This window comes from Streptomyces sp. NPDC002701 (genome assembly GCF_042889045.1).
Classification (GTDB): Bacteria; Actinomycetota; Actinomycetes; order Streptomycetales; family Streptomycetaceae; genus Streptomyces.
Genome location: NZ_JBIAQL010000007.1, coordinates 151170 through 177999 on the forward strand (window position 1 = coordinate 151170; position 26830 = coordinate 177999).

At 71.8% G+C, this 26830-nt stretch carries 22 protein-coding genes and 1 pseudogene; 9 read left to right on the forward strand and 14 right to left on the reverse strand.

All coding sequences use genetic code 11. The features are described 5' to 3' along the window. Positions 1–149: 149 nt before the first annotated feature. Positions 150–1166 carry a LacI family DNA-binding transcriptional regulator gene (locus ACFYXC_RS21105; RefSeq protein ID WP_388919112.1) on the forward strand — a complete coding sequence of 339 codons (1017 nt, stop codon included), beginning with the start codon at positions 150–152 and terminating at the stop codon, positions 1164–1166. Positions 1167–1288: 122 nt separating this feature from the next. Here the strand turns inward: ACFYXC_RS21105 and ACFYXC_RS21110 are convergent, their stop codons facing one another. Next, positions 1289–2275, reverse strand: a complete 987-nt coding sequence (locus ACFYXC_RS21110; protein WP_389553608.1) for a hypothetical protein — start codon at positions 2273–2275, stop codon at positions 1289–1291. Between ACFYXC_RS21110 and ACFYXC_RS21115 the strand changes: the two are divergent. Together ACFYXC_RS21115 and ACFYXC_RS21120 are read left to right on the forward strand one after the other, a co-directional pair. Then, positions 2252–2466 (forward strand): annotated as a pseudogene (locus ACFYXC_RS21115) (hypothetical protein); the annotation flags it as partial. The gene ACFYXC_RS21110 and the pseudogene ACFYXC_RS21115 sit on opposite strands and share 24 nt — an antisense overlap. 75 nt (positions 2467–2541) lie before the next feature. Next, the gene (locus tag ACFYXC_RS21120) at positions 2542–2799 is read left to right on the forward strand and encodes an aldo/keto reductase (RefSeq protein ID WP_389553609.1); all 258 of its coding nucleotides are present in this window, start codon (positions 2542–2544) and stop codon (positions 2797–2799) included. 36 nt (positions 2800–2835) lie between these two features. On the opposite strand, the gene ACFYXC_RS21125 is transcribed toward ACFYXC_RS21120, so the two are convergent. The 4 genes from ACFYXC_RS21125 to ACFYXC_RS21140 form a co-directional block, all read right to left on the reverse strand. Continuing rightward, on the reverse strand, positions 2836–3627 hold the full coding sequence (locus ACFYXC_RS21125) for an ABC transporter permease (RefSeq protein ID WP_389553610.1): 792 nt from the start codon (positions 3625–3627) through the stop codon (positions 2836–2838). Beyond that, complete coding sequence (locus ACFYXC_RS21130) at positions 3624–4652, reverse strand: ATP-binding cassette domain-containing protein (RefSeq protein ID WP_389553611.1); 1029 nt, start codon at positions 4650–4652, stop codon at positions 3624–3626. Before ACFYXC_RS21130 ends, ACFYXC_RS21125 begins: the two co-directional genes overlap by 4 nt. Positions 4653–4761: 109 nt before the next feature. Beyond that, positions 4762–5604 (reverse strand): DUF4097 domain-containing protein, encoded by an 843-nt coding sequence (locus ACFYXC_RS21135; RefSeq protein WP_389553612.1) that lies wholly within the window; start codon positions 5602–5604, stop codon positions 4762–4764. A 121-nt stretch (positions 5605–5725) separates the two neighbouring features. Beyond that, entirely contained in the window at positions 5726–6244 is a 519-nt protein-coding gene (locus tag ACFYXC_RS21140; protein WP_389553613.1) for a hypothetical protein, read from the reverse strand. Positions 6245–6780: 536 nt separating this feature from the next. On the opposite strand from ACFYXC_RS21140, the gene ACFYXC_RS21145 reads away from it, so the two are divergent. Continuing rightward, positions 6781–9144: an AbfB domain-containing protein gene (locus tag ACFYXC_RS21145; RefSeq protein WP_389553614.1), complete on the forward strand. Its 2364-nt coding sequence runs from the start codon at positions 6781–6783 to the stop codon at positions 9142–9144. Between the two features lie 150 nt (positions 9145–9294). On the opposite strand, the gene ACFYXC_RS21150 is transcribed toward ACFYXC_RS21145, so the two are convergent. The 4 genes from ACFYXC_RS21150 to ACFYXC_RS21165 form a co-directional block, all read right to left on the reverse strand. Beyond that, complete coding sequence (locus ACFYXC_RS21150) at positions 9295–9630, reverse strand: STAS domain-containing protein (RefSeq protein WP_388906331.1); 336 nt, start codon at positions 9628–9630, stop codon at positions 9295–9297. Next, the gene (locus ACFYXC_RS21155; RefSeq protein WP_389553741.1) at positions 9627–10973 is read right to left on the reverse strand and encodes a PP2C family protein-serine/threonine phosphatase; all 1347 of its coding nucleotides are present in this window, start codon (positions 10971–10973) and stop codon (positions 9627–9629) included. Before ACFYXC_RS21155 ends, ACFYXC_RS21150 begins: the two co-directional genes overlap by 4 nt. Then, a complete protein-coding gene (locus ACFYXC_RS21160) occupies positions 10973–11776 on the reverse strand; it encodes an alpha/beta fold hydrolase (RefSeq protein WP_389553615.1) in 804 nt (267 codons plus the stop codon). The genes ACFYXC_RS21155 and ACFYXC_RS21160 overlap by 1 nt, the downstream gene beginning before the upstream one ends. A gap of 220 nt (positions 11777–11996) precedes the next feature. Continuing rightward, positions 11997–14267 carry a M4 family metallopeptidase gene (locus tag ACFYXC_RS21165; RefSeq protein WP_389553616.1) on the reverse strand — a complete coding sequence of 757 codons (2271 nt, stop codon included), beginning with the start codon at positions 14265–14267 and terminating at the stop codon, positions 11997–11999. 542 nt (positions 14268–14809) lie between these two features. Here ACFYXC_RS21165 and ACFYXC_RS21170 point away from each other — a divergent pair. From ACFYXC_RS21170 to ACFYXC_RS21180, 3 genes are all read left to right on the forward strand, one after another. Continuing rightward, positions 14810–16372 carry a hypothetical protein gene (locus ACFYXC_RS21170; protein WP_389553617.1) on the forward strand — a complete coding sequence of 521 codons (1563 nt, stop codon included), beginning with the start codon at positions 14810–14812 and terminating at the stop codon, positions 16370–16372. A gap of 192 nt (positions 16373–16564) precedes the next feature. Beyond that, positions 16565–17881, forward strand: a complete 1317-nt coding sequence (locus ACFYXC_RS21175; protein ID WP_389553618.1) for an AAA family ATPase — start codon at positions 16565–16567, stop codon at positions 17879–17881. A 155-nt stretch (positions 17882–18036) separates the two neighbouring features. Next, on the forward strand, positions 18037–19242 hold the full coding sequence (locus ACFYXC_RS21180; protein WP_389553742.1) for a VWA-like domain-containing protein: 1206 nt from the start codon (positions 18037–18039) through the stop codon (positions 19240–19242). Here ACFYXC_RS21180 and ACFYXC_RS21185 read toward each other — a convergent pair. From ACFYXC_RS21185 to ACFYXC_RS21200, 4 genes are all read right to left on the reverse strand, one after another. Further along, positions 19229–19723 (reverse strand): Rrf2 family transcriptional regulator, encoded by a 495-nt coding sequence (locus ACFYXC_RS21185; RefSeq protein ID WP_389553619.1) that lies wholly within the window; start codon positions 19721–19723, stop codon positions 19229–19231. The two genes, ACFYXC_RS21180 and ACFYXC_RS21185, sit on opposite strands and share 14 nt — an antisense overlap. A 113-nt stretch (positions 19724–19836) precedes the next feature. Beyond that, positions 19837–20796 carry an alpha/beta fold hydrolase gene (locus ACFYXC_RS21190; protein ID WP_388906312.1) on the reverse strand — a complete coding sequence of 320 codons (960 nt, stop codon included), beginning with the start codon at positions 20794–20796 and terminating at the stop codon, positions 19837–19839. Further along, entirely contained in the window at positions 20796–21029 is a 234-nt protein-coding gene (locus tag ACFYXC_RS21195; RefSeq protein ID WP_388906310.1) for an acyl carrier protein, read from the reverse strand. Before ACFYXC_RS21195 ends, ACFYXC_RS21190 begins: the two co-directional genes overlap by 1 nt. Positions 21030–21066: 37 nt before the next feature. Then, entirely contained in the window at positions 21067–22107 is a 1041-nt protein-coding gene (locus ACFYXC_RS21200; protein ID WP_389553620.1) for a beta-ketoacyl-ACP synthase III, read from the reverse strand. Positions 22108–22290: 183 nt separating this feature from the next. Between ACFYXC_RS21200 and ACFYXC_RS21205 the strand changes: the two genes are divergently transcribed. After that, on the forward strand, positions 22291–23454 hold the full coding sequence (locus ACFYXC_RS21205) for a hypothetical protein (RefSeq protein ID WP_389553621.1): 1164 nt from the start codon (positions 22291–22293) through the stop codon (positions 23452–23454). Between the two features lie 31 nt (positions 23455–23485). On the opposite strand, the gene ACFYXC_RS21210 is transcribed toward ACFYXC_RS21205, so the two are convergent. After that, the gene (locus ACFYXC_RS21210; protein WP_389553622.1) at positions 23486–24268 is read right to left on the reverse strand and encodes a TetR/AcrR family transcriptional regulator; all 783 of its coding nucleotides are present in this window, start codon (positions 24266–24268) and stop codon (positions 23486–23488) included. Between the two features lie 238 nt (positions 24269–24506). Between ACFYXC_RS21210 and ACFYXC_RS21215 the strand changes: the two genes are divergently transcribed. After that, on the forward strand, positions 24507–26744 hold the full coding sequence (locus tag ACFYXC_RS21215) for an MMPL family transporter (protein WP_389553623.1): 2238 nt from the start codon (positions 24507–24509) through the stop codon (positions 26742–26744). The last annotated feature ends 86 nt before the right edge of the window (positions 26745–26830 follow it).

Consider the following 26830-nt stretch of genomic DNA (forward strand, 5'->3'; position numbering starts at 1 on the left):
AGTTGAAACGACTTCGTTGCCGGAAGATGTCACGTCCCGGTGCCGGACGGGGTCGCGCCCGCGCACTCGGCCGCTGCGGACGCTCCGCGGAGGTCTGGCACAATGCGCAGGTGGCAGCCGTCGGGGCACCGCACAGGCGAGGAGGCGTCATGGGGGGCAGGCAGCGCCCGACCATCAAGACCGTGGCCGCGCGCGCCGGTGTCGGACGGACCACGGTTTCACGAGTCATCAACGGGTCGGAGCTGGTCAGCGAGAAGGCCAGGACCGCCGTGCTCGCCGCCATCGCCGAGCTGAACTACGTGCCGAACTCGGTCGCCCGCGGACTCGTGACGAGCCGCACGAACTCCGTCGCCCTGGTGATCCCCGAGTCGGAGAGCCGGCTGGGCTCCGAGCCCTACTTCTCCGCGGTGATCCGCGGGGTCAGCACCGCGCTGGCGACGACCCGCATGCAGCTCCAGCTCGTGCTCGTACGCGACCAGGCCGAGCGGGACCAGCTCACCGCGTCGGTGGCGGAACGACGCGTCGACGGAGTGCTCCTGGTCTCGGTGCACGAACACGACCCGCTGCCGGGCCTGCTGGAGGACATGGGACTGCCGACGGTACTGGCCGGGCGCCGCTCCCCCGCCGAGTCGCTCAGCCACGTGCACTCCGACAACACGGGCGGAGCCACGACGGCCGTCGAGCACCTGCTCGCGCGCGGGCGGCGCACCATCGCCACGATCACCGGACCCATCGACATGGACGTGTCGCACAGCCGGCTCCAGGGGTGGCGCGAGGCCCTCGAGAAGGCGGACCGCGACGCGGCGGACCACCTCGTGGCCTCGGGTGACTTCACCGAGGAGGGCGGAGAGGCCGCGATGCGTTCACTCCTTGAACAAGTCCCCTCGCTGGACGCCGTGTTCGTCGCCTCGGACGTCATGGCGGCGGGGGCACTGGTGGAGTTGCGCAGACAGGGTCGCAGTGTCCCCGGCGATGTGGCGGTGGTCGGGTTCGACGACTCCATCATCGCCCGGCACACCAACCCGTCCCTCACCAGCGTGCGCCAGCCCGTGGAGGAGATCGGCAACATGATCGCCCACATCCTCCTGGAGGAGATCGGCAACCCGGAGGAGCCGCGTCAGCACGTGGTCCTGCCCACCGAACTCGTGGTGCGCGAATCGTCGTAGTGTCGTCGCAGTGCGTACGCGTGGGTGCCGCTCAGGGGCGTTCTGTCCGGATGCGTTCTGCTCGCGTGGCTCTCTGCCGGGGTGCGTCCCGCCCGTGGGCGTTGTGCGGTGGGAGCCGATGGTCAGGAGACGCGCAGGAGTGCGGCGGCGGGGCCGATCACGCCCGGTCCGAACTTGTCGCGGATGCGGTCGCTGACGGCCTCGGCGGCCAGGCGGTCCTCGCGGGCCCGGTCGAGGCTGATCTGCTCGGCCACGCGGTCCGCGTCGACGAGATCCTCGCCCTTGAGAACGAGGCCGGTCAGGCGGCCGCGCTGCAGGCCCGCGGCGTCGATCAGCCGGTAGGCCGTGGTGCGCAGGTCGTCGTCGTGGGCGGATGCCTCCGGCATGCGGCGCGTCTTCTCCCATGCGGTGCCGCCTGCGAACCGCAGGGTCAGCGTCAGGCCGCGCGCCACCTGACCGTGCCGGCGCAGCCGGAGACCGAGCCGCACGACCAGGTCGAGCAGGGCCGCACGGACCACCGCGCCGTCCAGGGTGTGGTCGGCGAACGCGTGGCGCACGGCCGCGGAGGCGGGCAGGGCGCGCGGGGCGACGGGCCGGGGGTCGATCCCGCGAGCCCGTTCCGCGGCGGTCCGTCCGGCGCGACCGCCCAGCAGACGCTGCACGGTGGCGGGCGGAACTGCGGCGAGCAAGCCGACACTGTGCACGCCGTAGTCGCGCAGCGCCGCCGCCTGTTTCGGGCCGATGCCGTGCAGGGCCTCGACGGGCAGTGGTCCGAGCCAGTCGCCGACCCGGTCGGGATCGACGGCGAGGATGCCGCCGGGGGCGTCGACCTGCCCTGAGGCGGTGGCCGCGACCGTGATGGTCGGCCCGATCCCGACCCGTACGTCGACGCCGAGGCGCGAGATGGTCCGCACGCGCAGCACCTCCCCCAGCCGACGGGCGTCGCTGCCGTGGTACCGCAGAGCACCCCTCAGCTCGACCAGCGCCGCGGACGGGGGCAGCGCCTGGACGACCGGGGACAGCTCCGCGAGCTCTTCCAGGACCTGCCGGAAGGTGTCCTCCGGCAACCGGTCCGGGCAGCGCACATGCATCACACTCGCGCTCGCCATCCCTGCCTCCTCTTCCGCCGCCATGGCAACCACCTCCACCTCACTCACATTATCGAACTATTATTCGAACACGCGAATGAGGCGTCGGCCCGGCGGAAGCGGCGGCGGGTGGGCCCCGACGTGCCGATCGAAGACGTGGCGGGCACCGTCGGGGAGCTGGCGCGGGCCGGGAGGGTGCGGCACTTCGGGCTGTCCGAAGCGGCGGCGGCGATCCGGCGGGCACACGCGGTCCACCCGGTGACCGCGGTGCAGAGCGAATACTCGCTGTGGACCACGTCGAGGCCCTGGCAGGGGCGAAGAACGCCGGCCCGGGTCAGGTCGCGCCGGCCTGGCTGCTCGCCCAGCACCCGTCGATCGTGCCGATCCCCGGCACCCGCCGTATCGAGCAGGTCGAGGAGAACGCCGCTGCCACACACGTGGCTCTGTCCGCGGACGAGCGGGCGGATCCGGATGCCGCAGCAGGCCGTCCGGGCGTCCACGGCGACCGCTACGGCGAGACCCATATGGGCCTGGCCGGCAGGTGAGCAGGCCACCGGTCGCCACCCGCCGCCGCCTGCCCGCTACGTCAGGTCGCGGTGGAACAGCGACGTGGACCAGACGTAGCCGAGCACGGCCAGGGCCAGGCACCATCCCACGGCCAGCCACCCGTTGTGGCCGATCTCGCTGCCGAGGAGCAGCCCGCGCAGGGTCTCGATGGCCGGGGTGAAGGGCTGGTACTCGGCGACGGGCCGGAACCAGCCCGGCATCGCGTCGACCGGGACGAAGGCGCTGGAGATGAGCGGCAGGAAGATCAGCGGCAGGGCGTTGTTGCTGGCCGCCTCGGCGTTCGGGCTGACCAGGCCCATCCCGACCGCGATCCAGGTGAGGGCCAGGGCGAACAGCACGAGCAGCCCGAACGCGGCGAGCCACTCCAGGACGGTGGCATCCGTGGACCGGAAGCCGATGGCCACCCCCACGGCCCCGACGAGCAGCACGCTCATGACGCACTGCAGGACGCTGCCGACGACATGCCCGAAGAGCACCGAACCGCGGTGGATGGCCATCGTGCGGAAGCGGGCGACGATGCCCTCGGCCATGTCCATGGAGACGGAGACCGCGGTGCCCACCACGGTGCCGCCGATGGTCATCAGCAGGATGCCGGGGACCAGATACGCGACGTAGGCGGCCCGGTCCGCCCCGCCGTCCCCGATGCCGGCACTCATCGCGTCCCCGAAGATGTAGACGAAGAGCAGCAACAGCATGACCGGCGTGAGCAGCAGGTTCAGGGTGAGGGACGGGTAGCGCCGGGCGTGCAGGAGGTTGCGGCGCAGCATGGTGTTCGCGTCGCGCACGGCGAGGGAGACGGAGCTCATCGGACGTTCTCCTCGGACTGGTCGGGCCGGCTGGAGGGGCTGGGTCGGCCGGGCGTGTCGGCGCCGGCGGTCAGGGCGAAGAAGACGTCGTCGAGGTCGGGGGTGTGCACGGTCAGTTCGTCGGCCTCGATGCCGGTGGCGTCCAGCCAGTCGAGGAGGGAACGCAGTTCGCGCTGGCTGCCGTCCGAGGGGATCTGCAGGGCGAGGGAGTCGTCGTCCCGCGTGCTTTCGTGCAGGGCGAGGGTGGCGGACCGGTAGGCGTCGGGGTCGGAGAAGCGGAGCCGTACGTGTCCGCCGGGGATGAGCCGTTTCAGTTCTTCGGCGGTGCCTTCGGCGGCGATCGTGCCGTTGTTGAGGACGGCGATGCGGTCGGCGAGCTGGTCGGCCTCTTCGAGGTACTGGGTGGTGAGGAAGACGGTGACGCCGCCGGTGACGAGTTCGCGGATGATCTGCCACATGGTGTGGCGGCTGCGGGGGTCGAGGCCGGTGGTGGGCTCGTCGAGGAAGATGATGCGCGGGTCGCCGACGAGGGTCATGGCGATGTCGAGGCGGCGCTTCATGCCGCCGGAGTAGCTCTGGGCGGGCTTCTTCGCGGCGTCGCTCAGGTCGAAGCGTTCCAGGAGTTCGGCGGTGACCCGCCGTCCCTCCGTTTTGGACAGGTGGTGCAGGTCGGCCATGAGGAGCATGTTCTCCTCGCCGGTGATCAGGCCGTCGACGGCGGAGAACTGGCCGGTGACACCGATGGCGGCGCGCACGGCCTGTGGGTCGGTGGCGAGGTCGTGGCCGCCGACCCGGACGGTGCCGGCGTCGGCGGTGACGAGGGTGGAGAGGATCTTGACGGCGGTGGTCTTGCCGGCGCCGTTCGGACCGAGCAGCGCGAAGACGGACCCGGCCGGGATACGCAGGTCGACGCCGTCGAGGACGACCTTGTCCCTGTACGACTTGCGCAGACCGACGGCGGAGATGGCGGCCGGTGACGCGGGACCGTCACCCTGTTTGGATGTGAGCATGACAGAAGACGACATGTAACCCTCCCATGCGGGGGATCGAGTGAATGGCCGAGGAGTGAGGGGCCGAGGAGTACGTGACAGGTGGATGAGTGGCAGGTGAGCGAGCTGAGAGGTGCGTCCGGGGTCAGGTCCTGGCGCGGCGGACGTCGATGTTGCCGTGCCGGGTACGGGCTCGGATCCTGACGCTGTCCTCGGTCACCTCCGGGGGCTCGGACGAGGCGAGCGTGTTGCGCACCTGGCCGAAGTTCGAGCTGATGTCGAGCCAGGCGGCCGTGCCCTTGCGGACTCCGACCTCGATGGCGCCGTAGGAGGTCTCCAACTGGACGGTGCCTCGCGCCACTTCGTCCACGTGCAGGGCGCCGTGGGCGGTGGTGGCGGTGACCGAGTCCTCGGCGCGCCGGATATCGATGTCGCCGTTGGCTCCGCGCACGCGCAGTTCACCGGTCGCGGCGCCGACGGTCGTGGTGCCGTGCGAGTTCTTGAGGACGGCGGGGCCGTCGACGAGACCGATGCGCAGGCTGCCGGAGCTGGTGGTGATCTCGGCCATGCCCTCGACCCGGTCCACGGTGATCGAGCCGTGCGACGCGGTCAGTTGCAGTGGACCGGTGGTGTCGAGACGGACGTCGCCGGACGAGGTCTTCACCCGGACCTCACCGAGCCGGCCCTCACCGAGCACCTGGGCCCAGGAGCCGGTCACGTCGACGCGTGAACGCGTGGGCAGTTCGACCGTCACATCGACGGTACCGGTGCGGCCCAGCAGATTCGCCTTGGGCGTCCTGACGGTCAGCGCGCCGTTCGCGTACGTGACATCGGTCTGGTCCGCGGTCCGCACGTCCAGATCCTTTTTCGGGTCGCGTGGCCGCACCTCGACGACGGTGTCGGCGCGGTCGCCCGCGGTGAACCGGATGGAACCGGCCTGCACGTGCGCCGTGGCCGCGATCGGTTCGGGAGTGTCGAAAGAAGGCATGGCTGTCCCGTCCTCATGGGTCCTGGGGCCGTCCCCGCTGGTGGGACGCGGTGGGTGTGGAGTGGTGCGGGCAGGGGCAGGGGCGACCGGGTGTTGCCGGTGCGTTCCCGGACGACAGGGGTCAACGCACCCAGCCGGTGATGCTCCGTCCGATGCTCTGGGTCTTCTCCGTCGTACGCGGCGGGGACCCGCCTTCGACCGCGGCCGACACGACACGGACCAGCCACGCGTTGACCGACAGACCCTCGTGGGTCGCGGCCCCTTCGGCGCGGACCTTGAGGTGGGACGGCAGGCGCAGGTTGACGCGGGCGGTGCCACCCTCGTCGCCGTCGGCCGGTACCGCTGTCCTGAGCGGTTCGGCCGGCGCGACCGGCTCCGCGGGGGCGCCACCCTCGGTGGGCGGCAGTGTCACCACGAAGTCGGGGTCGAGCCCGCGCAGCCGCACGTCGACGGAGCCGGGGGCGAGTTCACGGGTGACCTCGTCCATCGCGGCGGACAGCACGTTGAGCATGGTCAGCCGGGTGGCCGACTCCAACGGGGCGGTGAGCCGCTCCGCGAGCGCGCGGGCCTCGTCACCACCGGCCTCGGCGGCCACCGCGAGTTCGCGGCGAAGGATGTCGACATACGGAGTGAGGTCCATGGCGTCATCATGGCACCACAATGGCGCCACACGCAAGGTGCGCCGACACCTCGCGTGCCGTGGATACGCGATGACTGCCCTGAACTGCGAGAACAGCACGGGAGCACCCGCCGCGCCTGCGTCGGCGAAAGCGGCCGAGCCGCTCCGAAGACATGAAATGGCACCGAGTGGCGCCAACCGGAGCCACGCGGCGCCGGACGGTGCCATGCGGTGCCGTACGGCAGCATGCGGCGCCATCGACTACGACTCAGCACCACCGGCGCCGACGCCACCCCCACCCATGCCGTCACATCGATCGCTCGTCACATCGATCGCGTCGTCACATCGATTTTGTCATGTACCTGTACAGACGTTCCTCGCCGTGCTGTCATGCCAACTACCGTCCTTTCCAACGTTGTACAGCCCGAGGCGGCCAGCCGCCAGCCTTCCCGCCCTCCGGTCGGCGGCGTCCCTCGGCCGGCCCTCTCCGTACGTGCGCGTCCTTGCCCGCACCCACGACGTTCCCCCGACGTTCCCCGACGTTCCAAGGAGTCACGATGCGCAGAACCCCGGTGCCACGCCCCTGGGCGGCTTGGCCGAGACGGCGGGCGAGGCGGATCACCACCGCGCTCGTCACCCTCGCGCTGGTGTGCACGGCCGCCCTGACCGCCACGGGCACCGTCCAGGCCGCTCCGGCCGCGTGGACCCCCAAGCCCTCCCCCATGACCACCCCGTGGACGAACCAGGTCCCGGTCGACAATCCGCTGCCGGAGTATCCCCGCCCCCAGCTCACCCGTCCCGACTGGGCCAATCTCAACGGCATCTGGGACTTCGCGGTCACCTCGGCGGACGCGGGCCAGCCCTCCTCGTTCTCCGAGCAGATCCGGGTGCCCTTCGTCGCCGAGTCCGCGCTCTCCGGCATCCAGCGCAAGATCACCCAGAACGACAAGCTCTGGTACAAGCGCACGTTCACGGTCCCGGCGAACTGGAACGGCCGCCGCGTCCAGCTCAACTTCGGTGCCAGCGACTGGCGTACGACCGTCTGGGTCAACGGCACGCAGGCCGGCGGCACGCACAGCGGCGGTTACGACTCCTTCTCGTACGACATCACCGGCCTGCTCAACGGTGGTACCAACACGGTCGTCGTGTCCGTGTGGGACCCCACCCAGACGGGCGGCCAGGCGGTCGGCAAGCAGCGCATCAACGACGTGACGCCGCATCCGGGGGGCGGCATCTTCTACACCGCCGCCTCCGGCATATGGCAGACGGTGTGGCTGGAGCCGACGGCCCCGGCGCACATCACCCGGCTGGACATGGTGCCCGACCTCACGAACAACACCCTGAAGGTCACCGTCAGGGGCAGCGGCATCTCCGGGCAGAGCGCCAGGGTGACCGTGTCCTCGGGCTCGACCACGGTGGGCAGCGCGACCGGCGCGGTCGGCGGCACGATCACGGTGCCGATACCGAACCCGCGCCTGTGGACGCCCGAGGACCCGTTCCTGTACGACGTGCGGGCGGACCTGCTCTCCGGTTCGGCCGTGGTCGACTCCGTGGGCAGCTACACCGGTATGCGCTCCGTGGGCATCGCCCGGGTCGACGGCGTCCTGCGCCCCGTCCTCAACGGCAAGTTCGTCTTCCAGACCGGCACCCTCGACCAGGGCTACTGGCCGGACGGCATCTACACCGCGCCGAGCGACGACGCGCTCAAGTACGACCTGCAGAAGCACAAGGACCTCGGCTTCAACATGGTGCGCAAGCACATCAAGGTCGAGCCGCAGCGATGGTTCTACTGGGCGGACCGGCTCGGGCTCCTCGTCTGGCAGGACATGCCGTCGATGGACACCCGCACCCCGGACGCCGCCGCCCGGACGCAGTGGGAGGCCGAGTACGACCGCATCATCGACCAGCACCGCAGCTCACCGTCCGTGGTCATGTGGGTCAACCAGAACGAGGGCTGGGGGCAGTACGACCAGGCCCGCATCGCCGACCGGGTGAAGGCGTACGACCCCTCGCGGCTGGTGAACAACATGAGCGGCATCAACTGCTGCGGCGCGGTCGACGGCGGCAACGGCGACGTCATCGACCACCATGTCTATGTCGGTCCCGGGACCACCGTGCCCAGCGCCACCCGCGCCGCGGTCCTCGGCGAGTACGGCGGCCTGGGGTACAAGGTCGCCGGCCACGAGTGGTATCCGGGCGGCGGCTTCAGTTACGAGGACCAGCCCAGCCAGGCCCATCTGAACAACCGCTTCATCGGTCTCCTCGACGCCCTGCGCGAGGTGCGGATGCCGGCCGGTCTCTCGGCGTCCGTCTACACGGAGATCACCGACGTCGAGAACGAGGCGAACGGCCTCCTCACCTATGACCGCCAGGTCGTGAAGGTGGACACCGCCCGTGTCCAGGCCGCCAACCGCGCGCTCATCGACACCTCACGGGCTCCGGTCACCCCGGTCACCCTGCCGGCCGGTCAGTTCAGGTCCCTCAGGGTGACCACCCCCGGCCACACGAACCGCTATCTGCGGCACCGGGACGGGGCGGCCTACACCGACGTGGTCGACGCGAACAGCGCCGGTCTGCTCAAGAGCGACGCCACCTGGAAGGTCGTGCCGGGCCTCGCCAACAGCGCCTGCTACTCCTTCGAGTCCCGCAACTACCCCGGTCAGTACCTGCGGCACCGCGACTTCCGCGTCTACAAGGAGTCCGGCAGCGGGGCCGTGTTCCATGCCGACGCGACCTTCTGTGCCGTGCGCGGCGCGGGCGGCGGCGTACGGCTGTCCGCGTCGAACTTCCCCGAGCAGTATCTGCGGCACTACAACGCCGAGTTGTGGCTGGCCACCCCGGGCGGCGCCCACGCCTGGGACAACCCCTCCTCGTTCACGGAGGACACCACCTGGGCCGTCGATGCACCCTGGGCACCCTGACGACCCCAGGTGACCCGATCGCGTGACTGCGCGATACGCCATCACGGGCGAGGGACGGCACCCACCAGGGGGCCGTCCCTCGCTCTTCGTTCCTCGCTTCTCCTGCGCGGCCAGGACGCGGGCCCGGGCGTGGGCCCGGGCCCGTCGCACTCAGGCGGTCGCGCTGTCGTCGGACCGGAAGGTGAAGACCTGGTCCAGGCCGACGATGCGCAGGATGCGCAGGGTGTCGGCGGGGACGTCGACCAGGACCGCCTCGGCACCGGCGCCCTGGGCGCGCTGGCGGGCGGCCAGCAGCACGCTGATGCCCGTCGAGTCGCAGAACTCCAGCCGGGACAGGTCGAGGAGCAGGCTCTGACCAGGGTGCAGGACGAGACGTTCGAGGCACTCCCGCAGGCCGGCGGCGTGCTCGTAGTCGAGATCGCCGGATACGTGCAGTACGGGTCCGGCGGCGGTGTCGCTCCGGGTGATGTTCAACGGGCTCGTCATGCGTGATCCGTGGCCGGGTGGGCTGGGACGCCCAGTGCGAGCAGGGCGGTGTCGTCGTCCAGGCCGTCGCCGAAGCTCTCCAGCAGCCCGGTCAGCCTGGCGATCGTCTCGTGGGACGTGGCGGGAGCGTTCTCGTTGGCGAAGGCGTGCAGGGCGTCCTCGCCGAAGAGGCTCTCGCGGGTGGGGCCGGTACGGGCCTCGGTGAGACCGTCGGTGTAGAGCAGGAGGGTGTCACCGGGGGCGAGGGTGGTCTCCGCGGTGCTGAACGGTACGGCGGGCAGGGCACCGACGAGCAGCCCGCCGGGAGTGCGGAGGTAGTCGGCGTGACCGTCGGCCCGCATGATCAACGCCGGTGGGTGACCACCGGAGGCGAGCCGCACGGTGACGTGCCCGTGGTCGGCGCCGGGTTGCACGACACCGAAGATGACCGTGCAGTAGCGGGGGTCACCGCTCGCGGCGTACCGCTCGTGCAGGACGGAGTTCAGTGTGGTCAGGGCCACGGCCGGCTCGGCGTCGTGGAGCGCCGCGGCCCGCAGGGTGTAGCGGGTCAGGGAGGTGAGGGACGCCGCTTGGGGACCCTTTCCGCACACGTCCCCGAGGAAGAAGGCCCACCGGCCGTCGCCGAGGGCGAACAGGTCGTAGAAGTCGCCGCCCAGGCGGTCGGGGGACGCGGTGTGGTAGTAGACGGCCGCCTCAAGGCCCGGCACGGCGGGCAGCGAGGTGGGGACGAGGGACTGCTGCAGCACGGCGAGCGAGTCCGCCAGCCGTGCCCGGTCGGCCTCGGCCCGCCGGTGTGCCCGTTCCGCCTCCGCCCGCGCACGCTCGGCCTCCGCTCGCGCGCGTTCGGCCTCGGCGCGTGCCCGCTCGGCCTCCTTGCGGCGGCGCAGGAGTTCCTGCTCGTAGGCCCGCCGGTCGGAGGCGTCGAAGACGGTCGTGCGGATCAGCAGGGGTTCGCCCTCGCTGCTGTGCTTGATCGCGGAGGAGACCATCACCGGCAGACGGCGTCCGTCGGCGTCCTTCATCTCCAGCGCGATACCGCGCAGTTCCCCCTGCATGCGCAGCAGTGGGGCGAAGTGTGTCTCGTGATAGAGCTTTCCACCGACGGTGAGCAGGTCGGCGAAGCGGACCCTGCCCACCACGTCTTCGCGCCGCAGGCCGAGCCAGTTCAGCAGCGTGGCGTTCACCTTCGCGACGGTGCCGTCCATCAGCGTCGACAGGTACCCGCAGGGGGCCGCCTCGTACAGTTCCTCGGCGCTGTCCTCCAGCAGTGCGGTGAACGCGGCGTCCATGCCCGCGGCGTCCCCGATCCCCATCGGCTCCGGCTCGTCGCCGGGGTGGCACATCACCGGCGCGCCGCCAGGAAGTCGAGGATCGCCCCGTTGGTGGCCTCCGGCGCGCTCAGCTGCGGGCAGTGCCCCGTGGCGTCCAGGGTGACCAGGCGGGACGAGGGGATCGCGGCGTGCACGTACGCGCCGACCTCGCGGGGCGCGATGACGTCCTGGGAGCACTCCAGCACCAGGGTCGGTACCGTCACGCTCTTCAGGTCCTCGCGGCTGTCGGACAGGAACGTGGTGCGGGCGAAGACCCGGGCGATGTCCGGGTCGGTGGCGCAGAAACTGTTGGTCAGCTCCTGCCCCAGCTCCGGCCGCTCCGGGTTGCCCATGATCACCGGGGCCATCGTGGAGGACCAGCCCAGATAGTTCGACTCCAGCGAGTCCAGCAGCTCGTCGATGTCCTCCGCCGTGAAGCCGCCCCGGTAGCCGTCGTCGTCGACGTAGCAGGGCGAGGGGGCCACCATCACGAGCGCGCCGATCCGCTCCGGTGCCGTCCGTGCCGCCAGCACACCCACCATCGCGCTGACCGAGTGCCCGACGAACACCGCCTTCCGCAGATCCAGTTCCTCGAGGACGTCCACCACGTCCTGGGCATAGCCCTGGAGCGAGGAGTAGCGCTCCTGGTCCCAGGCCGACAGGTCCGAACCGCCGGAACCCACGTAGTCGAAGAGCACCACCCGGTACTGCTTCGCCAGGTCCGGCACGGTCAGCCGCCACATGTTCTGGTCACAGCCGAATCCGTGGGCGAGCACCACCACCGGTGCTTCCTCCGGACCTATGACCGTCACATTGTTCCTGCTGCGGATATCCATACCGGCCATCCTCCCACCCGCCCCAGGAGACTCGGACGCGGTACCGGCGGCGCGGTCCTCGCAGGCCGGAGCACACCATGACGGGGGGCGGCGTGCTCCGCGACGAGGCGCCGTGCCGCACGACGGGGCGCCGTGTCCGCACGCGCCGCCCGCCCCGGCCATGGCACCGCCCGCCCGGACCATGGCACGGTCCGGGCGGGCGGCAATGCGGGTCAGCGGGTCAGGGAGTGATCCGCCACTGCTTGATGTAGCCCACGTCGATCGCCGCCACGTCACGCACCCGCAGCTTCCAGGTGCCGTCGACGGGCTGGGCCGAGGCGTCCACCGTGAAGGTCTGGTTCACGTTGTCGGCTCCGCCCCCGCTGCGGTTCAGCAGCACGTACACGGTCCCGTCGGGGCCCACCAGGTCGACCGTCAGGTCTCCGCGGTAGGTGTGGACGATGTCGACGTACACCTCCGTGGTCGCCGAGGCGTTGCCCGGGCGGCCCGTGATGGTGACGGGTGACTCGACCGCGGCGCCGTTGTCGGGGATGTCGACGCGGGTGGAGTTGGCGTAGATGTACGCCACCCGCCACTCGAACGTGTCCGACACGCTGGAGCCCGTGCTGTCGGTGACCTTCACGGTCACCTCGCCGGTCCCGGTGGTGGTCGGGATCCCGGATATCAGTCCGCCCTCGCCGAGGGTCAGCCCGTCGGGCAGGCCGGTGGCCTCGTAGGTCAGGGTCGCGTCCGCGTTGGTGGTGTACGCCTCGATCTGCAGGGACACCTCCTGGCCGACGCCCGAGGTCTGGTCGGCGATCGGGGCGAGGTTGGCGCCCACCGCGATGCGGTCACCCACGTTGATGCCGGCCCAGGCCGCGGCGACGGCGAGGTAGGTGTCGCTGTAGGCCCCGAAGAGGTCGCTCGCGGCCTGCAGGGTGGCGACCCTGGCACCCGCGTAGTTGGTCGACGAGGTCATGTACGTCGTCAGCGCGCGGTACCAGATGCTCGCCGCGTTCTCGATGCCGATGCCCGTCACCGGCACGCCGTCGACGGTCGGGCTGTCGTAGTCGACCCCGTTGACGGTCTTCGCTCCGCTGCCCTCGGACAGCAGGTAGAAGAAGTGGTTCGCCGGGCCCGAGGAGTAGTGGACGTCGATGCTGCCCAGCGAGGCGTCCCAGTAGTCGCGGGACCGGTTGTCCTTGGAGGGCTTGTCCATGTACCGCAGCGGGGTGCCGTTGCCGTTGATGTCGATCTTCTCGCCGACCAGGTAGTCGGGGACGTCCGCGGCCAGGTCGGCCTCGAACTCCACCGCCGCGGCGAAGATGTCCGAGGTCGCCTCGTTGAGGCCGCCCGACTCCCCCGAGTACGTCAGGTTGGCGGTGGCGCTGGTGACGCCGTGGCTCATCTCGTGGGCCGCCACGTCGAGCGACGTCAGCGGCTTGGCGTTGCCTGAGCCGTCGCCGTACGTCATGCAGAAGCAGGAGTCCTGCCAGAAGGCGTTGACGTAGTTGTTGCCGTAGTGGGCGCGGCTGTAGGCGGCGACGCCGTCGTTGCGGATGCCGTTGCGGCCGTGCACGTCCTTGTAGTAGTCCCAGGTGGCCGCCGCGCCGAAGGCGACGTCCACGCCGGCGGTCTGCCGGTTGCCCGGAGTGCCGTCACCCCAGACATCGTTGTCATCGGTGAACAGTGTGCCGGTGCCGGAGGTCCCCTGGTTCAGGTCGTACGTCCGCTGGCCGGCGCGGTCGCCGTCGACGAGCTGGTACGACGAACCGGACGGCGTGCTGCCGACGGACACCTCGCCGTTGTACTGGCCGGTGCCCGTACCGGTGTGCACGCCCTCGTACCGGGAGGCGACCTTTCCGGTGGTGGCGTCGGTGACGACGTGCAGTTCGCTGGGGGTGCCGTCGTCCTGGAAGCCCTCGACGACGGTGTCCCAGGCCAGGACCGGCTTGCCCGAGGCGGCCCAGACGACGAGACGGGGCTTGCCCTCGACCTCGGACTTGGCCACGTCGGCCGCCTTGCCGATCGCCAGCGCCCGGTCGGCGGCCCGGGCGGCCGAGATCTTCGGCGTGGTGGTCGGGACCGTGAGGGTGGCGCGGGTGCCCTTGGTGGTCGTGCTCCGGCCGTTCTTGCGGTGCAGCACGAGGTCGCCGCCCAGGACCGGGAGCCCCGCGTAGGTGCGCTCGTACCGGGTGTGCGTCGTGCCGTCGGCGTCCTTGACGACGTCCTTGACGAGGAGTTTCTCCCGCGATCCGAGACCGAGTTCCTTCGCGGTGTCACCGGAGTCGGCGGTGGCGCTCTTGATGAGCGCGGTCCGCGCGGCGGGCGACAGGGCGGGCTGGGCGGCCCCTGCGCGCGGTGTGGCGACGATCTTCGAGGGGCCGGGGTCGGCGGGCGCGGCGGACACGGGTCCGCCCTGGACTCCGAGGGCGAGCAGCGAGCTCGCGGTCGTGAGGGCCAGGACTGCGGCGCGTCTGCGGCGGCGGGCGGAGCGTTGGTGCCGGGACAAGGTCTTCTCCTCCTGCGACGGCCGGCCCCTGGTGGGGGCCGACGGTGGGCGGGCCGGCCGGGTGGGGCGGGTCCGCGACGGGGTGGAGCGGCAAGGAGCGCAGCACGAGGTGGCACGCGAAGGCGCCGGAGGACTCGGCGGCGCGTGAGACGTGAGGATGCGGGGGATGTGTGAGTGGGAGGGGTGGCGCGTGAATGAAGAGTGAACGTTCGACAGCAGAGTGACACCGGGCACACTGGGTTGTCATGGATATGACAAGACAACGGCTTGAATTGACCATTGCCTGCTGCGGGTTCGGCACGAGCGGCACATGTTTTCGGCCGTCGTGCCCTGTGGGGCGGCCCGGTGGCACCGAGCCGTCATGGGGGCCGTCCTCGGTCCCGGGGAGGGTGTCCGTCTGAGAGGGTGTCCGTCCGCGGGCATGGCGGACCGGGCTGTCCTTTTGGGGCATGACAGATCGTCATCGGCGTGGTTACGATGCGCGGGATGAAGAACTTCTCCTCTTTCGGAACGGGGGAATCTTTCGCGCAAGGTGAGTGCTGATGGCACCTCACTTCGCGAACGCGATTCCGGCCCATCTGTCGATGTGGCAGCGCGTACGTGCGTACGCCGTGCCACCGTCCATGATCGAGAAGGCGTCCGCACGGCGTGCCGTCGGTGACTGGGCGGGGGCCTGCGCCGCCGCCCGTGTCTACGTCGATCTCGATCTCCGCGCCGTGCGCCTGCGCCACGGCACCGAAGTCACCACCCGGCTCCGGGCGGATCTGCGCCGGCTGGCGCCGGATCTGCTCCGCTGGCACATGCCCCGGATCGCCCCGGACGGACGGCTCCGCCCCGGACTCACCCTCTCGCTGGCCCGTTACGGGACCGGTCAGGGGAGTTCAGCCGGTCCGCCGCTGCACCTGGTGGTGCGGACACCACCGGCCTGGGCGGACGCGGGGCAGCACTTGTCCCTGGCCCTGTGGGAGGGGCCGCGGGACGCGGTCCGCGGACACCACCCGCATCCGCATCCCGACCGGCGGTTCCGGCTCGACCTCCACCGGCATCTGTGGGACGCCGACCGGAGCGGCGAGCTGGCATCCCGGTGCGGTGCGCGGGGGGCGCCGGCCCTGACACCGTCCGACCAGAGCTCCGTGATCCCCCAGCCTGTCCCGCCGGGCGAGGCGGGCCGGCCCGCCGAACCGGTCCTGCCCGACGGGGTGGCACGGCTCGCCTGCCACAACACACCCTTCGCCGTGGGGAATTGGGCCGTCGAGGCGGAGTTGCTGCTGCGGGCGCAGGGCCTCTCCCGCGGGGCCTTCACCGTGCGGCTCGGCGCACGCAGGCGCGCCCTGCTCGAACTCGTCGCCCCCGACGACCGTCATGTCCCCACCCTGCGGCCACTGGACGAGGACGTACTGCCGGCGCAGGAGATCGCGGCGCTCCCCGTGCTGCCGGAGGCCGCGACCCGGGTCCTGGCGGACCTGGAGCTGCTGCGGACGGGACTCGTCCCGCCCGAGCGGCTGCATCCGCTCGTGGCGGCGGCACTGAGGGCCGCACTGGAGGTGGCCGGGCCGGCACCGGTGCCCGGTCCTGTCTCCGCGTCAAGTGATCCGCACCGCGTGGAGTGCCGGGGCGAGAGCCACCGGATCGCGCTGCGGGACGGAGTGCTGACGGCGGTCGACCACGACCCCGCCCAACTGCGGCGGGAGGAACTGCTCGTGGCACTCGGCGGGCCCGCGCTGCCCTGCCTGCGCGCCATCGACGCGGTGCACCGCGATCCGGAGGCGCTCCCCGCGGTCCGGGAGCGGCTCCGGCACGGGGACGTCACCGGGGCGCTGGCCGTGGTCGAAGGACTGCTCGGTCCCGCCGCGGTCCTGCGCGACGGGCCGCTCCGCGACGAACTGGAGTCGGCCACGGCCCGCCGCGTCGACCACGGCCTCTTCCGCTCGGGGCTGAGCACCGTGCGATCCGGTATCGGTGCGGGGACGGTCGAGGGTGAGAACACCTCGGACGTGGGGCGCGCGAAGGCGAGCCGTCGTCCCCGGATCGACCGCCTCACACCTGTCCCGGTACGACGCAAGCTGAGCAGCCGGTCCCGGCCGCGCACCGGTCTGGCCTGCTGACCGGCGATCCGCCCCCTCTCCTCGCCTTCCTGGGATCCGCCGGGATCCCTTCCTTCCCGGAATCCGCAGAGGGCTCCCGCCCTCCTGGGATCCGAGACTTCTTTCCTTCCCGCAAGGCGCGTTGCGCGCCATCTCCCCTGCCCTCCGGGACCGGTTCCGCCGTTCCCCCCTCCTCCTTGACAGGTGATGCCCATGACCACCAGCACGCTCCCGTCCGCCACCCCGGCCCCGAGTTCGGCCCCGGCCGCAGCCCCGCCCGTGTCCCTTCGCGCGCCCGGAACGGGTGCGGACCTCGCCCTCGCCGACGACCTGCTGTCCCTCCTGCGGACGACCACCACCGAGCCACGCCCCGACGAGCAGCTCGAAGCGCTCACCCTGGCCGTGGCGGCGGACCTGCCCGTGCTGCTCTGGGGTGAGCCGGGCATCGGCAAGACCGCGGCCCTGACACAGCTCGCCGCCTCCCTCGGCCTGCCGCTCACGACCGTGATCGCCAGCGTCCACGAGCCGTCCGACTTCTCGGGGCTGCCCATCGTGGGCGAGGACCCCGCGGTGCAGGGGGTGCCGATGGCGCCGCCGCAGTGGGCCGTGGAACTCGTCCGGGCGGGACGCGGGCTGCTCTTCCTGGACGAACTCTCCACCGCCACCCCGGCCGTCCAGGCCGCACTGCTCCGGGTCGTCCTGGAGCGGCGGGTGGGTGCGCTGCAACTGCCGCCGGGCGTACGGATCGTGGCCGCCGCCAATCCGCGCGCTTCCGCGGCGGACGGCTGGGAACTGAGCCCGCCGCTGGCCAACCGGTTCGTGCACCTGTACTGGGTGCACGACCAGGAGGTGGTGGTGCGCGGGCTGGGCGGTGTCTGGCCGAGGGCGGAGCTGCCCCGGCTGATGCCGGAACGGCTGCCGGAGGCGGTGGCGTTCGCCCGGCGCGCGGTCTGCGGTTTCCTGACCGCCCGGCCCACCCTGATCCACCGGCTGCCGAACAGTGAGACACGGCGGGGCGGTGCCTGGCCCTCGCCCCGGAGCTGGGAGGCCGCGTTGACGCTGCTGGCCTTCGGCACGGCGGCCGAGGTCTCGCGCGAGGTGCTGGCCCTGCTCGTACGGGGCGCGGTGGGCGACGGGCCGGGACTCGAGCTCCTCGCCCATCTGGACCGGATGGAGCTGCCGGACCCGGAGTCGCTGCTCGCCGATCCGGCCGCGGCCGACCTGCCGCAGCGCGGTGACCTGCGGCAGGCGACGCTTGAGGCGGTGGTCGCCGCCGTGGGTGCCCGTCCGGAGCGGGAGCGGTGGGAGGCGGGCTGGGCCGTGCTGGTCCGGGCGCTGGAGACCGGTACCGCGGACCTGCTGGTCGCCCCGGCGACGGCGCTGGCCGCGCTGCGGCGCGACGCCTGGGAGGTGCCGGAGACGATGGAGCGGCTGGCCGGGGTGATCGGTCTCGCCCGGCAGGCGGACCGGTCGGTGGGGCGGGTCACGGCCGCGACCGCCGCCAGGCGTGCGGGCAGGGTGCACCCGTGACGGGGCCCCAGGAACGCCGGGCGCCGCACCCGCTGCCGCGTCCGGTCCCGCGCCCGCTGCCCCGGCTCGCGCCGCCGCGCCCGGTGCGGGCCACCCTGCCGCAGCCGCCGGCCGGTTCCGGCGAGACGGTCCCTGGGCCCGTACTCCCGCTGGACATGGAGAAGTTGCTGGCCGCCCGGCTGCACGCGGTGAAGGTACGTCCCTACCTCGCCGGCGCGCTCTTCGCCCTGCACGTGGTGGAGGACCGGTCGGTGCCGACGATGGCGGTCGACGCGCACTGGCGCTGCTACGTCTCCCCCGCGTTCGTGGCGCGCACCCCGGTCGGGGACCTGGCCGGCGTCTGGGTGCACGAGGTCTCCCACCTGCTCCGGGACCACCACGGGCGGGGTGAGCGGTACGCGCGGCAGCACGAGGAGGACGGGCCGGGCGAGCGGCTGCGGCGGAACATCGCGGCGGACTTCGAGATCAACGACGACATCTACGGGGACGGGTTGCCGCGGCCTGCCGGGGCGGTGCTTCCGTCCCTGCTGCGGCTGCCCGAAGGGCTGCTGATGGAGGAGTACCTGCGCCGGGCGTCCATGTCCGGACTCGCCGCCGATCTGGCCTGGCTGGACTGCGGCAGTGGTGCCGACGGGCAGCACCGGCCGTGGGAGCTGGGGCCCGACGGCGCGCACGGGCTGACCCCGCAGCAGCGCGACGCCGTCCGCTTCCGGGTCGCGGAGGCGATCAAGGGCCGGCCGGGCGACGCCCCGGAGGGCTGGCGCCGGTGGGCGGACGAGGCGTTCCATCCGCCGCAGCCGTGGCGGCAGTTGCTGGGGGCGGCGGTCCGCTCGGCGGCGGGGGCGCCGGGCGCCGGCGAGAACCACAGCTACCGGCGCCCGTCCCGGCGCTCGGCGAGTGTCCCCGGGGTGCTGCTGCCCAGCCTGCGGCGTACACCGCCCAGGGTCTGCGTCGTGATCGACACCTCCGGGTCGGTGAGCGACGCCGAACTGGGCGGCGCGCTGCTGGAGGTGGCGGCGGTCTCGCGGGCGGTGGGCGGTCGCCGCGACCTGGTCTCGGTGATCTCCTGCGACGCGGCGGCCGGGATCGCGGTACCGCTCTGCCGCGCCGAGCAGATCGAGCTGGTCGGCGGCGGGGGCACGGACCTGCGCTCCGGTTTCGCCCGGGCGCTCCGCTCCCGGCCGCGCCCGGACGTGATCGTCGCCCTGACGGACGGCCAGACGCCCTGGCCCTCCGCCGCACCGCCCTGCCGTACGGTCGTCGGGCTGTTTCCCCGGCCCGCCCATGGTGGGGACTCGGGGGACCCCGACTACGTCCCGGACGCTCCGCCGCACTGGGCGCGCGTGGTCACCATCGGGTGAGGGCCCGGTCCGGTCGCCGGGGAGGTGGCGCGGCTCCGGTGGGTTCGCCGGACGACGGCACGGTCTTGCGCAGCATGTCGGCGAGGGTGGTCTCGCGCAACGACCGGCACAGGGCGTCGGTCGCCTCCCGGTAGACGTCCGACAGCGCGGACTCGATGCCGGCACCGACGTCGCACTCCGGGTCGGGGGCCGAGGCGGGCATCCCGAAGACCGGTTCGTCGGGGAGCGACCGGTAGACGTCCAGGAGCGTGATGTCCGCCGCGGGGCGGGCGAGGTTCCAGCCGCCGCTCCTGCCATGGGTGACCGTCACCAGTCCGCCGTCCTTGAGCTGCCCGAGGCAGCGGCGGATGACCACCGGGTTCGTGTTCACGCTGGCCGCGATGCGCTGGGACGTCGCGGCCTCCTTGCCGGTCCCCCGGCAGTTGTACGCCAGCCAGGTCAGGATGTGCACGGCCAGACTCATACGGCTGTTGGCGCTCACGCCGCGCGCCCCCTTCCGGGCCCTCCCGCTGCGATGGCGGTGACGTCCCCCGCACCACCGAAGCTCGCAGTGTAACCAGTTCCACGCGGCACGGGCTCTGCCTTTCCGTGGCGTCAGAAGCGTTCCGGCGCGGTCGCGTAGGGGAGGTCGTCGAGCGGGAGGTCGGTGAGGAAACGCAGGACCAGATCGGCGTATTCGGCTTCCCGTTCGAGGTGCACCATGTGGTCGGCGTCCCGGATCAGCAGGAACACCGAACCGGCGACGGCGGCTGCCACGGCCCGGTTCTCGTCCGGCGTGCTGACGTCGTCGTGCTCGCCGGTGAACACCAGCGAGCGCACCGCGTCGATGCGCGCGGACGGGAGCGGATCCGCGGTGCGCAGACGCTGGTGGCAGATGGCGTGGCGGCGGGCCTCGGCCGGAGTGATGCGGGTGAACTGCCGGTGCAGCATCCTCGCCACGGCGGGCGACTGGGCGACCCGGTCCTGGCGGGTGGTGTTCAGCAGTGTGGCGACGGCGCGGTCCGCGATCTGGTACGAACCGGCCTCCGTCAGCGCTCCCCCGGCACCGTCCGCGAGTGCGGCGCGGGCCCTCCACACCTCCTCGCAGTCGGACACCAGGCGCGGGTTCATCCGGTGCGTGGCCCCGGCGAGCACGAGCCGCGCGATCCGCGCCGGGCGGCTCAGGGCCGCGTGGTAGGCGATCGGCGCCCCGTACGACGCCCCCAGCAGGTTGATCCGGTCGAACCCGAGCCGGTCGGCGACGAGCAGGGCGGCGTCGGCGAGGGCGTCGAAGCCCTGTTCGGCGGGCAGGTCGTCGGCCGTTCCGACACCGGGCAGGTCGACGAAGACCAGCGGCATGTGGCCGCTGAGCCTGCGCTCCAGGCGGGGCCAGGCGTACATGTCCTGCAACGCCCCGCCGAGCAGGAGCAGGGGTTCGGTGACCGGCGGCCGGTCCGAGGTGACGACGCGGCAGGTGTAGCGCAGGCCGCGCCACTCCAGGGCGACGAGTTCCTCCCTGCTCTGCTCGGGTGCGGTCCACTCGGGCGGGTCCCACTCGGTGGGGGCGGTCGGCATCACCGGTTCCCGGCGGCCCGGCTCGCGATGAGGTCGGCCAGGGCGTTGACGGTGGGGGCGCGCGAGAGTTCGTCCTCGGTGAGGAAGAGGTTCATGCGGTCCTCCAGTTGCATGGACAGCACGGTCACGGCCATGGAGTCGATGCCGGCGTCGGCCAGCGTGGCGTCGGCGGTGATGGGCTTGGGGGGCAGCCCCGCCTGTGTCGTGAGGATGCCTTTGAGTTCTTCCAGCACGTGCTTCGTTTCCTTACGTTCCTGGGCGGGTGGATCTCTACAGCTCCGCGGTGACGCCCGGCGGCCACACGAGGGTGGTGGCGGCCCAGGCGAGTCCGCTGCCGAAAGCGACAACGAGCACGCGGTGCCCGGGTTTCAGCCGGCCCTCGTCCGCGGCGTGCGCGAGGAGCAGCGGGACGGAGGCCGCCGCGGTGTTGCCGACCTGGGCGATGTTGGACGGCGTGCGCTCGGGCGGGATGCCGAGCGCGTCGGCGACGGAGGCACCGATACGTCCGTTGGCCTGGTGGACGATCAGACGGTCGACCTCGTCCAGCGTCCACCCGGCGGCCTCCACCGCGTCCCGGGCGGCCCGGCTCATGCGGCGGACGGCGTGGCGGAAGACCTCGTTCCCGCGCATGTGGACGAAGAAGTCGCCCGCGGGCGCGGTGTCCCGCCGCTCGCGGGCACGGGCGCCGCCGGCCGGGATGACGATGGCGTCGGCGAGCGAGCCGTCGCTGCCCCAGACGAAGGGTCCGAGGCAGCCGTCCTGTTCCCTGACGCCTGCCTCCAGGACCACGGCTCCCGCGCCGTCGCCGAAGAGGGGCGCTGTGGAGCGGTCGTCGGGGTCGATGATGGCCGACATCGTCTCCGCGCCCACGACCAGGACCTTCCGGGCGCTTCCCGCGCTGATGAGCCCGGCCGCGACGGCCGAGGCGTGCACGAACCCCGCGCATCCGGCGGTGACGTCGAAGGCGACCGCGTCGCGCAGTCCGAGCCGGTGGGCCACGGCGGGCGCGGTGGCCGGGCAGTGGTGGTCCGGGGTGGTCGTGGCCAGGACCAGGGCGTCGACGTCCGTCACGCCCGCGGACCGCATCGCCCGTCGCGCCGCCTCGAGGGCCAGATCGCCCGTGGAGACGTCCGCGGCGGCGCGCCGGCGTTCCTGGATGCCGATCCTCTCCCGGATCCAGGCGTCGCTGCTGTCCAGAGCGGAGCACAGCTCGTCGTTGGTCACGCGACGGGGAGGAAGATGGCACCCCACCCCCGTCACCACGGCGGCCGGCCCCGGCGGTTCACGGAGTGCCGCGCTCGTAACGTTCATTGACCAAGCGTACTTGAGTGACGTCGGAGAGTTATGTGTGTCTCCTGAGCGCTCGGGGGTGCGCGCATTCGCGCTGTCGTGCGGCAGTTCACCCCGCAAGGGCGCTCAAACCATGATGAACGGGTTCATATAGGCTGCGTACGCTGTCCTTTGCAGCCTTGTCCTTCTCCAGGAGAGTCTCCCGTGACCGTAGTGACCTCGCAGCCCGAACCGGCCGTCCCTCCCGTGGACCAGGTGCCCGGACAGGTGCCCGGCCAGGCGACCGCGGAAACCGGGGAGTTCTGGGTCGAGCCCGCGTCGGCCGTCGACAGTACCGCGTCGGTCGACGAGCACGACGAAGAGCGGGCGCCGCAGGAGACGCACGCCGAAGTCGCGCAGGACGCCCGCGACTTCGGGGCGTACGTGCGGGCCGGCGGGTGGGCGTTCGCGCTGAAGGTGGCGCGCAGCGTGCGGCCCGGGGGTGAACTCGCGGGAGAGACGTCGAAGGTCTCGGCGAAGGGCTTCGCCGAGCTGGCCGGGTGCTCGCCCGAGCGCGTCATGCGTTACTACAAGGCGTGGGACAGGGCGGCGGACGACGGTCTCGTCCCGTACTTCGAGGCGCTGGCCCCGGGCCAGGACGTGGAGCTGCCGGACTCCGACCTCTGGCACGCGTACTACGTCTCGCGTTCCAGCGCCACCTCCGACCGCGGCACGGCGATCACCGCGGCGGCCGAGGCCGAGGGCATCCGCCCGACGAAGGCCCTGGAGGTCGCCGAGAACCCGACCGCACTGCGGGCCGCTATCCTCGCCGACCCCGCCACGGCGCAGGCCGCCCGGACGGCGCTCCTCGACCGGCTCCAGGAGGACCCGGCGCTGCAGACGGACCTGGCCCGTGACATCGCCCGTACCGACGAACTGAAGAAGGCGGTCGCCTCCGAGACGCAGGCGGCCGGCCGGATCGGCTACGTCCGGCAGATCGTGGAGAACGGACAGGTCAAGACCCCTGCCGGACAGACCATCGACGCCCCCGCCGAACTGCGTGCCGAGGCCGAGCGTCACCTCTCCCTCATCGACGAGCTGGACGACGGCGAGGACACCAGCGAGTGGGCCTCCGAGGCGTACGAGTCCGTGAAGGACATCGTCGCCCAGACCGTCCAGGCCGACCCCGAACTCCGTCTGCAGGAGCGCCGGACGAAGTTCTACAGCAGTCTGCAGAAGGCGACGAAGGTCTTCGAGGAGCTGACCTTCGACGATGTCGAGGACCTCGACACCATCTACGAGGACGACATGCTGCAGCGCCTGGAGGAGCTGCAGGAAGCCGTCAGCACCTGCATCACCGCCCTGCGCAGGGCGGCCGCGGGCGAGTGAGCCCGGGCGCAGCCAACCGTACGGACCGCGCTCACTCGTCCGGGAAGGATCCCTCGTTCCCCTCCCCCGGTTCGGCGGCGGGGATGCGGCGGCGGAGGTCCTCCACCAGGTTCCGCATCGCCACGCGGAAGACCTCGGCCTGGTGCTCACCGAGGAACGAGGTGTGGCCGAACACCTCCAGGACGACCATGCCGTGCATGTGCCCCCACGCGCTCATGAAGAGTGCCGTCGCGGGAGGCGGCAGCCCGCGCCGGCCGGTGGGCGGCAACTGGTCCAGGTACGCCAGGAACGAGGGCGTGAGGTCGGGGGTCCGGGCCGCTGCGAGTTGCGCCTCGGTGAACTCGCCGAACAGATCGCGCTCGAAGACCGCGGCCATCCTGCGGGTGGCCCGGGTGGTGGGGCCCTCGGCGGGGGCCGCGTAGTACCGCAGGGGCGTTCCGTAAAGGAGCTGGAAGCGCTCGGGGTGGGCGATGGCCCAGCGGCGGTATCCCTCGGTGGCCGCCACCACGCGCTCCGGCGGCGTTCCGTCCGGGGCGGCGTCGGCGGCTGCCCGTACGGCTTCGGCCAGGTCGTCGAACGCCTTGGCGATGAGCGCCGTGACGAGCTCGTCCCGGCTCGGGAAGTAGTGGTAGAGCGCCTGCACGGTCATGCCCAGACTGCGGGCGACCGCGCGCAGGGACAGGGCCGCGGGACCGTCCTCGGCGATCTGGCGCTCGGCGGCGTCCAGGATCTCCCGGGTGGCGGCCGCCCTGCGCCGCCCGCGCAGGGAGAGCGGGGCGGCCGGCTGTTCGTCCGAGTGTTCTTCGACAGGCATACCGCGACCGTACGACGGCAACCCGGTCCGCGCAGCCAGATGTTGAACACTGTCAGGTAAATCTCACACTGCCAAATCTCTTGTTGTCTCACTACCGTCGGCGGGGCGACGACACGCGTGTCATCCCTCGCGTCGGCCCCTGCAGGGACGAAGAACCCGCGGGCCACGTGTGGCCACCCCCCTTTCCACACCGGCCGCCTGACGTCGTTTCCGTATCAGGATCCGAAGGAGATTGTCCGTGTTTGTACGCATAGCCGAACTGGCGATTCGTCGCTCCCGGCTCATACTCGTCGTCACCGTCGTGGCACTGGCTCTCATGGGTGTCGCGGGCGCCGGCGCGTTCGGGAAGTTGCTGGGGGGTGGCTATGACGACCCGGCTTCCCAGTCCAGCCGTGCCGGGAAGGTCATCGACGAGAAGTTCGGCGGGGCGACGAACCTGGTCCTGCTGGTCCGCGCCGCCGAGGGCCCCATCGACGCCCCGGCGGCCGAGCGGAGCGGCCGGGCCCTGGTGGCCGACCTCAAGAAGAACGACAGCCTCGACAACGTGATCTCGTACTGGGACACGGGCAGCCCCGACCTCCGTTCCGAGGACGGACGTCAGGCCATGGTGCTCGCCCACGTGAAGGGGGAGGACACCGAGCGCGACGAGAACGCCACGGACGTCATCGACACCTACGCCGGGACGTACCAGGACACGCTGACGGTCGAGGCCGGTGGCGGCGCCGCCGTGAACAGCGACATGGGGAAGCAGTCGGGCGAGGACCTCCTGCTGGCCGAGGCCATCGCCGTGCCGCTCACCCTGATCCTGCTGCTCGTCGTCTTCGGCAGCCTGGTCTCGGCCCTGCTGCCGCTGGTGATCGGCGTCATCGCCATCATGGGCACGTTCGCCGAGCTCTTCGTCCTGGGCAGTGTCACCGACGTCTCCGTCTTCGCCGTCAACCTGACCACGGCGCTGGGTCTCGGCCTCGGCATCGACTACGCCCTGCTGATGGTCAGCCGGTTCCGGGAGCAGCTCGCGGCCGGTGCGAGTGTGGACGACGCCGTCCGGCGGACGGTGAGCACGGCGGGACGGACGATCGCGTTCTCCGCCGCGACCGTGGCCGCCGCGCTCGGGGCGCTCATGGTGTTCCCGCAGTACTTCCTCCGCTCGTTCGGCTACGCCGGGGTCGGTGTCGTCGCCATCGCGGCCGTCAGCACCCTGTTCGTCATGCCGGCCCTGTTCGTCGTCCTCGGGCACCGCGTCAACAGCGGGCGGCTGCCGTGGGTGAAGGTCCGCCGCTCCGACACGCGCATGCCGCTGTGGGGACGCATCGCCCGCACCGTCATGCGGCGGCCGGCGCTCACCGCACTGCCCGTGCTCGCGGTACTGCTGCTGGCGGCGGGTCCGCTGCTGGGCATCACCTTCGGTACGCCGGACGAACGCGTGCTGCCCGAGGACGCCGGCAGTCGCCAGGTCTCCGCCGCGCTGCGGGACGGCTTCACGGGCAACGACGACGCGGCGCTGCACATCGTCATCGACAAGGCCGTCGAGGAGGAGCCACTGCAGTCGTACGCGGTCGCGCTGTCGGCGCTCGGAGGCGTCGCCCGCGTCGAGGCGAGCACGGGAACCTACGCCGACGGACGCTCCACCCCGCCGGGTCCCGCCAACGCCGCCCTCGGCCGTCCCGGGGCGCAGCAGATCAACGTGGTGCACTCCCTGCCGCCGAAGTCGGACGAGGCGCAGGGCCTGGTCGACGAGGTGCGCGCCCTCACCGCTCCCTCGGGGGCGCAGGCCCTGGTCGGCGGGACCGACGCCGTCCTGGTCGACTCGAAGGAATCCGTCGCCGACCGGCTTCCGCTCGCGGTGGCCCTGGTCGCCCTCACCACCTTCCTGCTGCTCTTCCTGTTCACCGGCAGCGTCGTGCAGCCGCTCCGTGCGCTGGTCCTCAACCTGCTCAGCCTGGGAGCGACCCTCGGCGTCATGACCTGGATCTTCCAGGACGGCAACCTGTCCTCCGTGCTCGGCTTCACCGCGCAGCCCATGGACGTGTCGATGACCGTGCTGATGTTCTGCATCGCCTTCGGTCTCTCGATGGACTACGAGGTCTTCGTCACCAGCCGCATCAAGGAACTCCACGACCAGGGCGAGGACAACGAGTCCGCCGTGACCAACGGTCTCGGGCACACCGGACGCATCGTCAGCGCGGCGGCCTGCCTGCTCGCGGTGAGCTTCTTCGCCTTCGGGACGGCCAAGCTCAGCTTCATGCAGATGTTCGGCCTCGGCAGCGGACTGGCCATCCTCCTCGACGCGGTCGCCGTCCGCGGAGTCCTCGTACCCGCGGCGATGCGCCTGCTCGGCCGCTCGGCCTGGTACGCGCCGCCCTTCCTGCGCAGGTTCCACGGACGCTACGGCCTCAGTGAAGGCGGGCCCGAGGCCGCGACCGCGGCCGGTCCCGCGCCCCGGCCGCTGCACGAGAGGAGCCACTCGGAGGTGTGACCCGGCCGCACGTGTATTCCTGACCCTCGCATTCGGATTGGGCCCCGGTCGACCATGTCGACCGGGGCCCAATCCCATAGGACGTT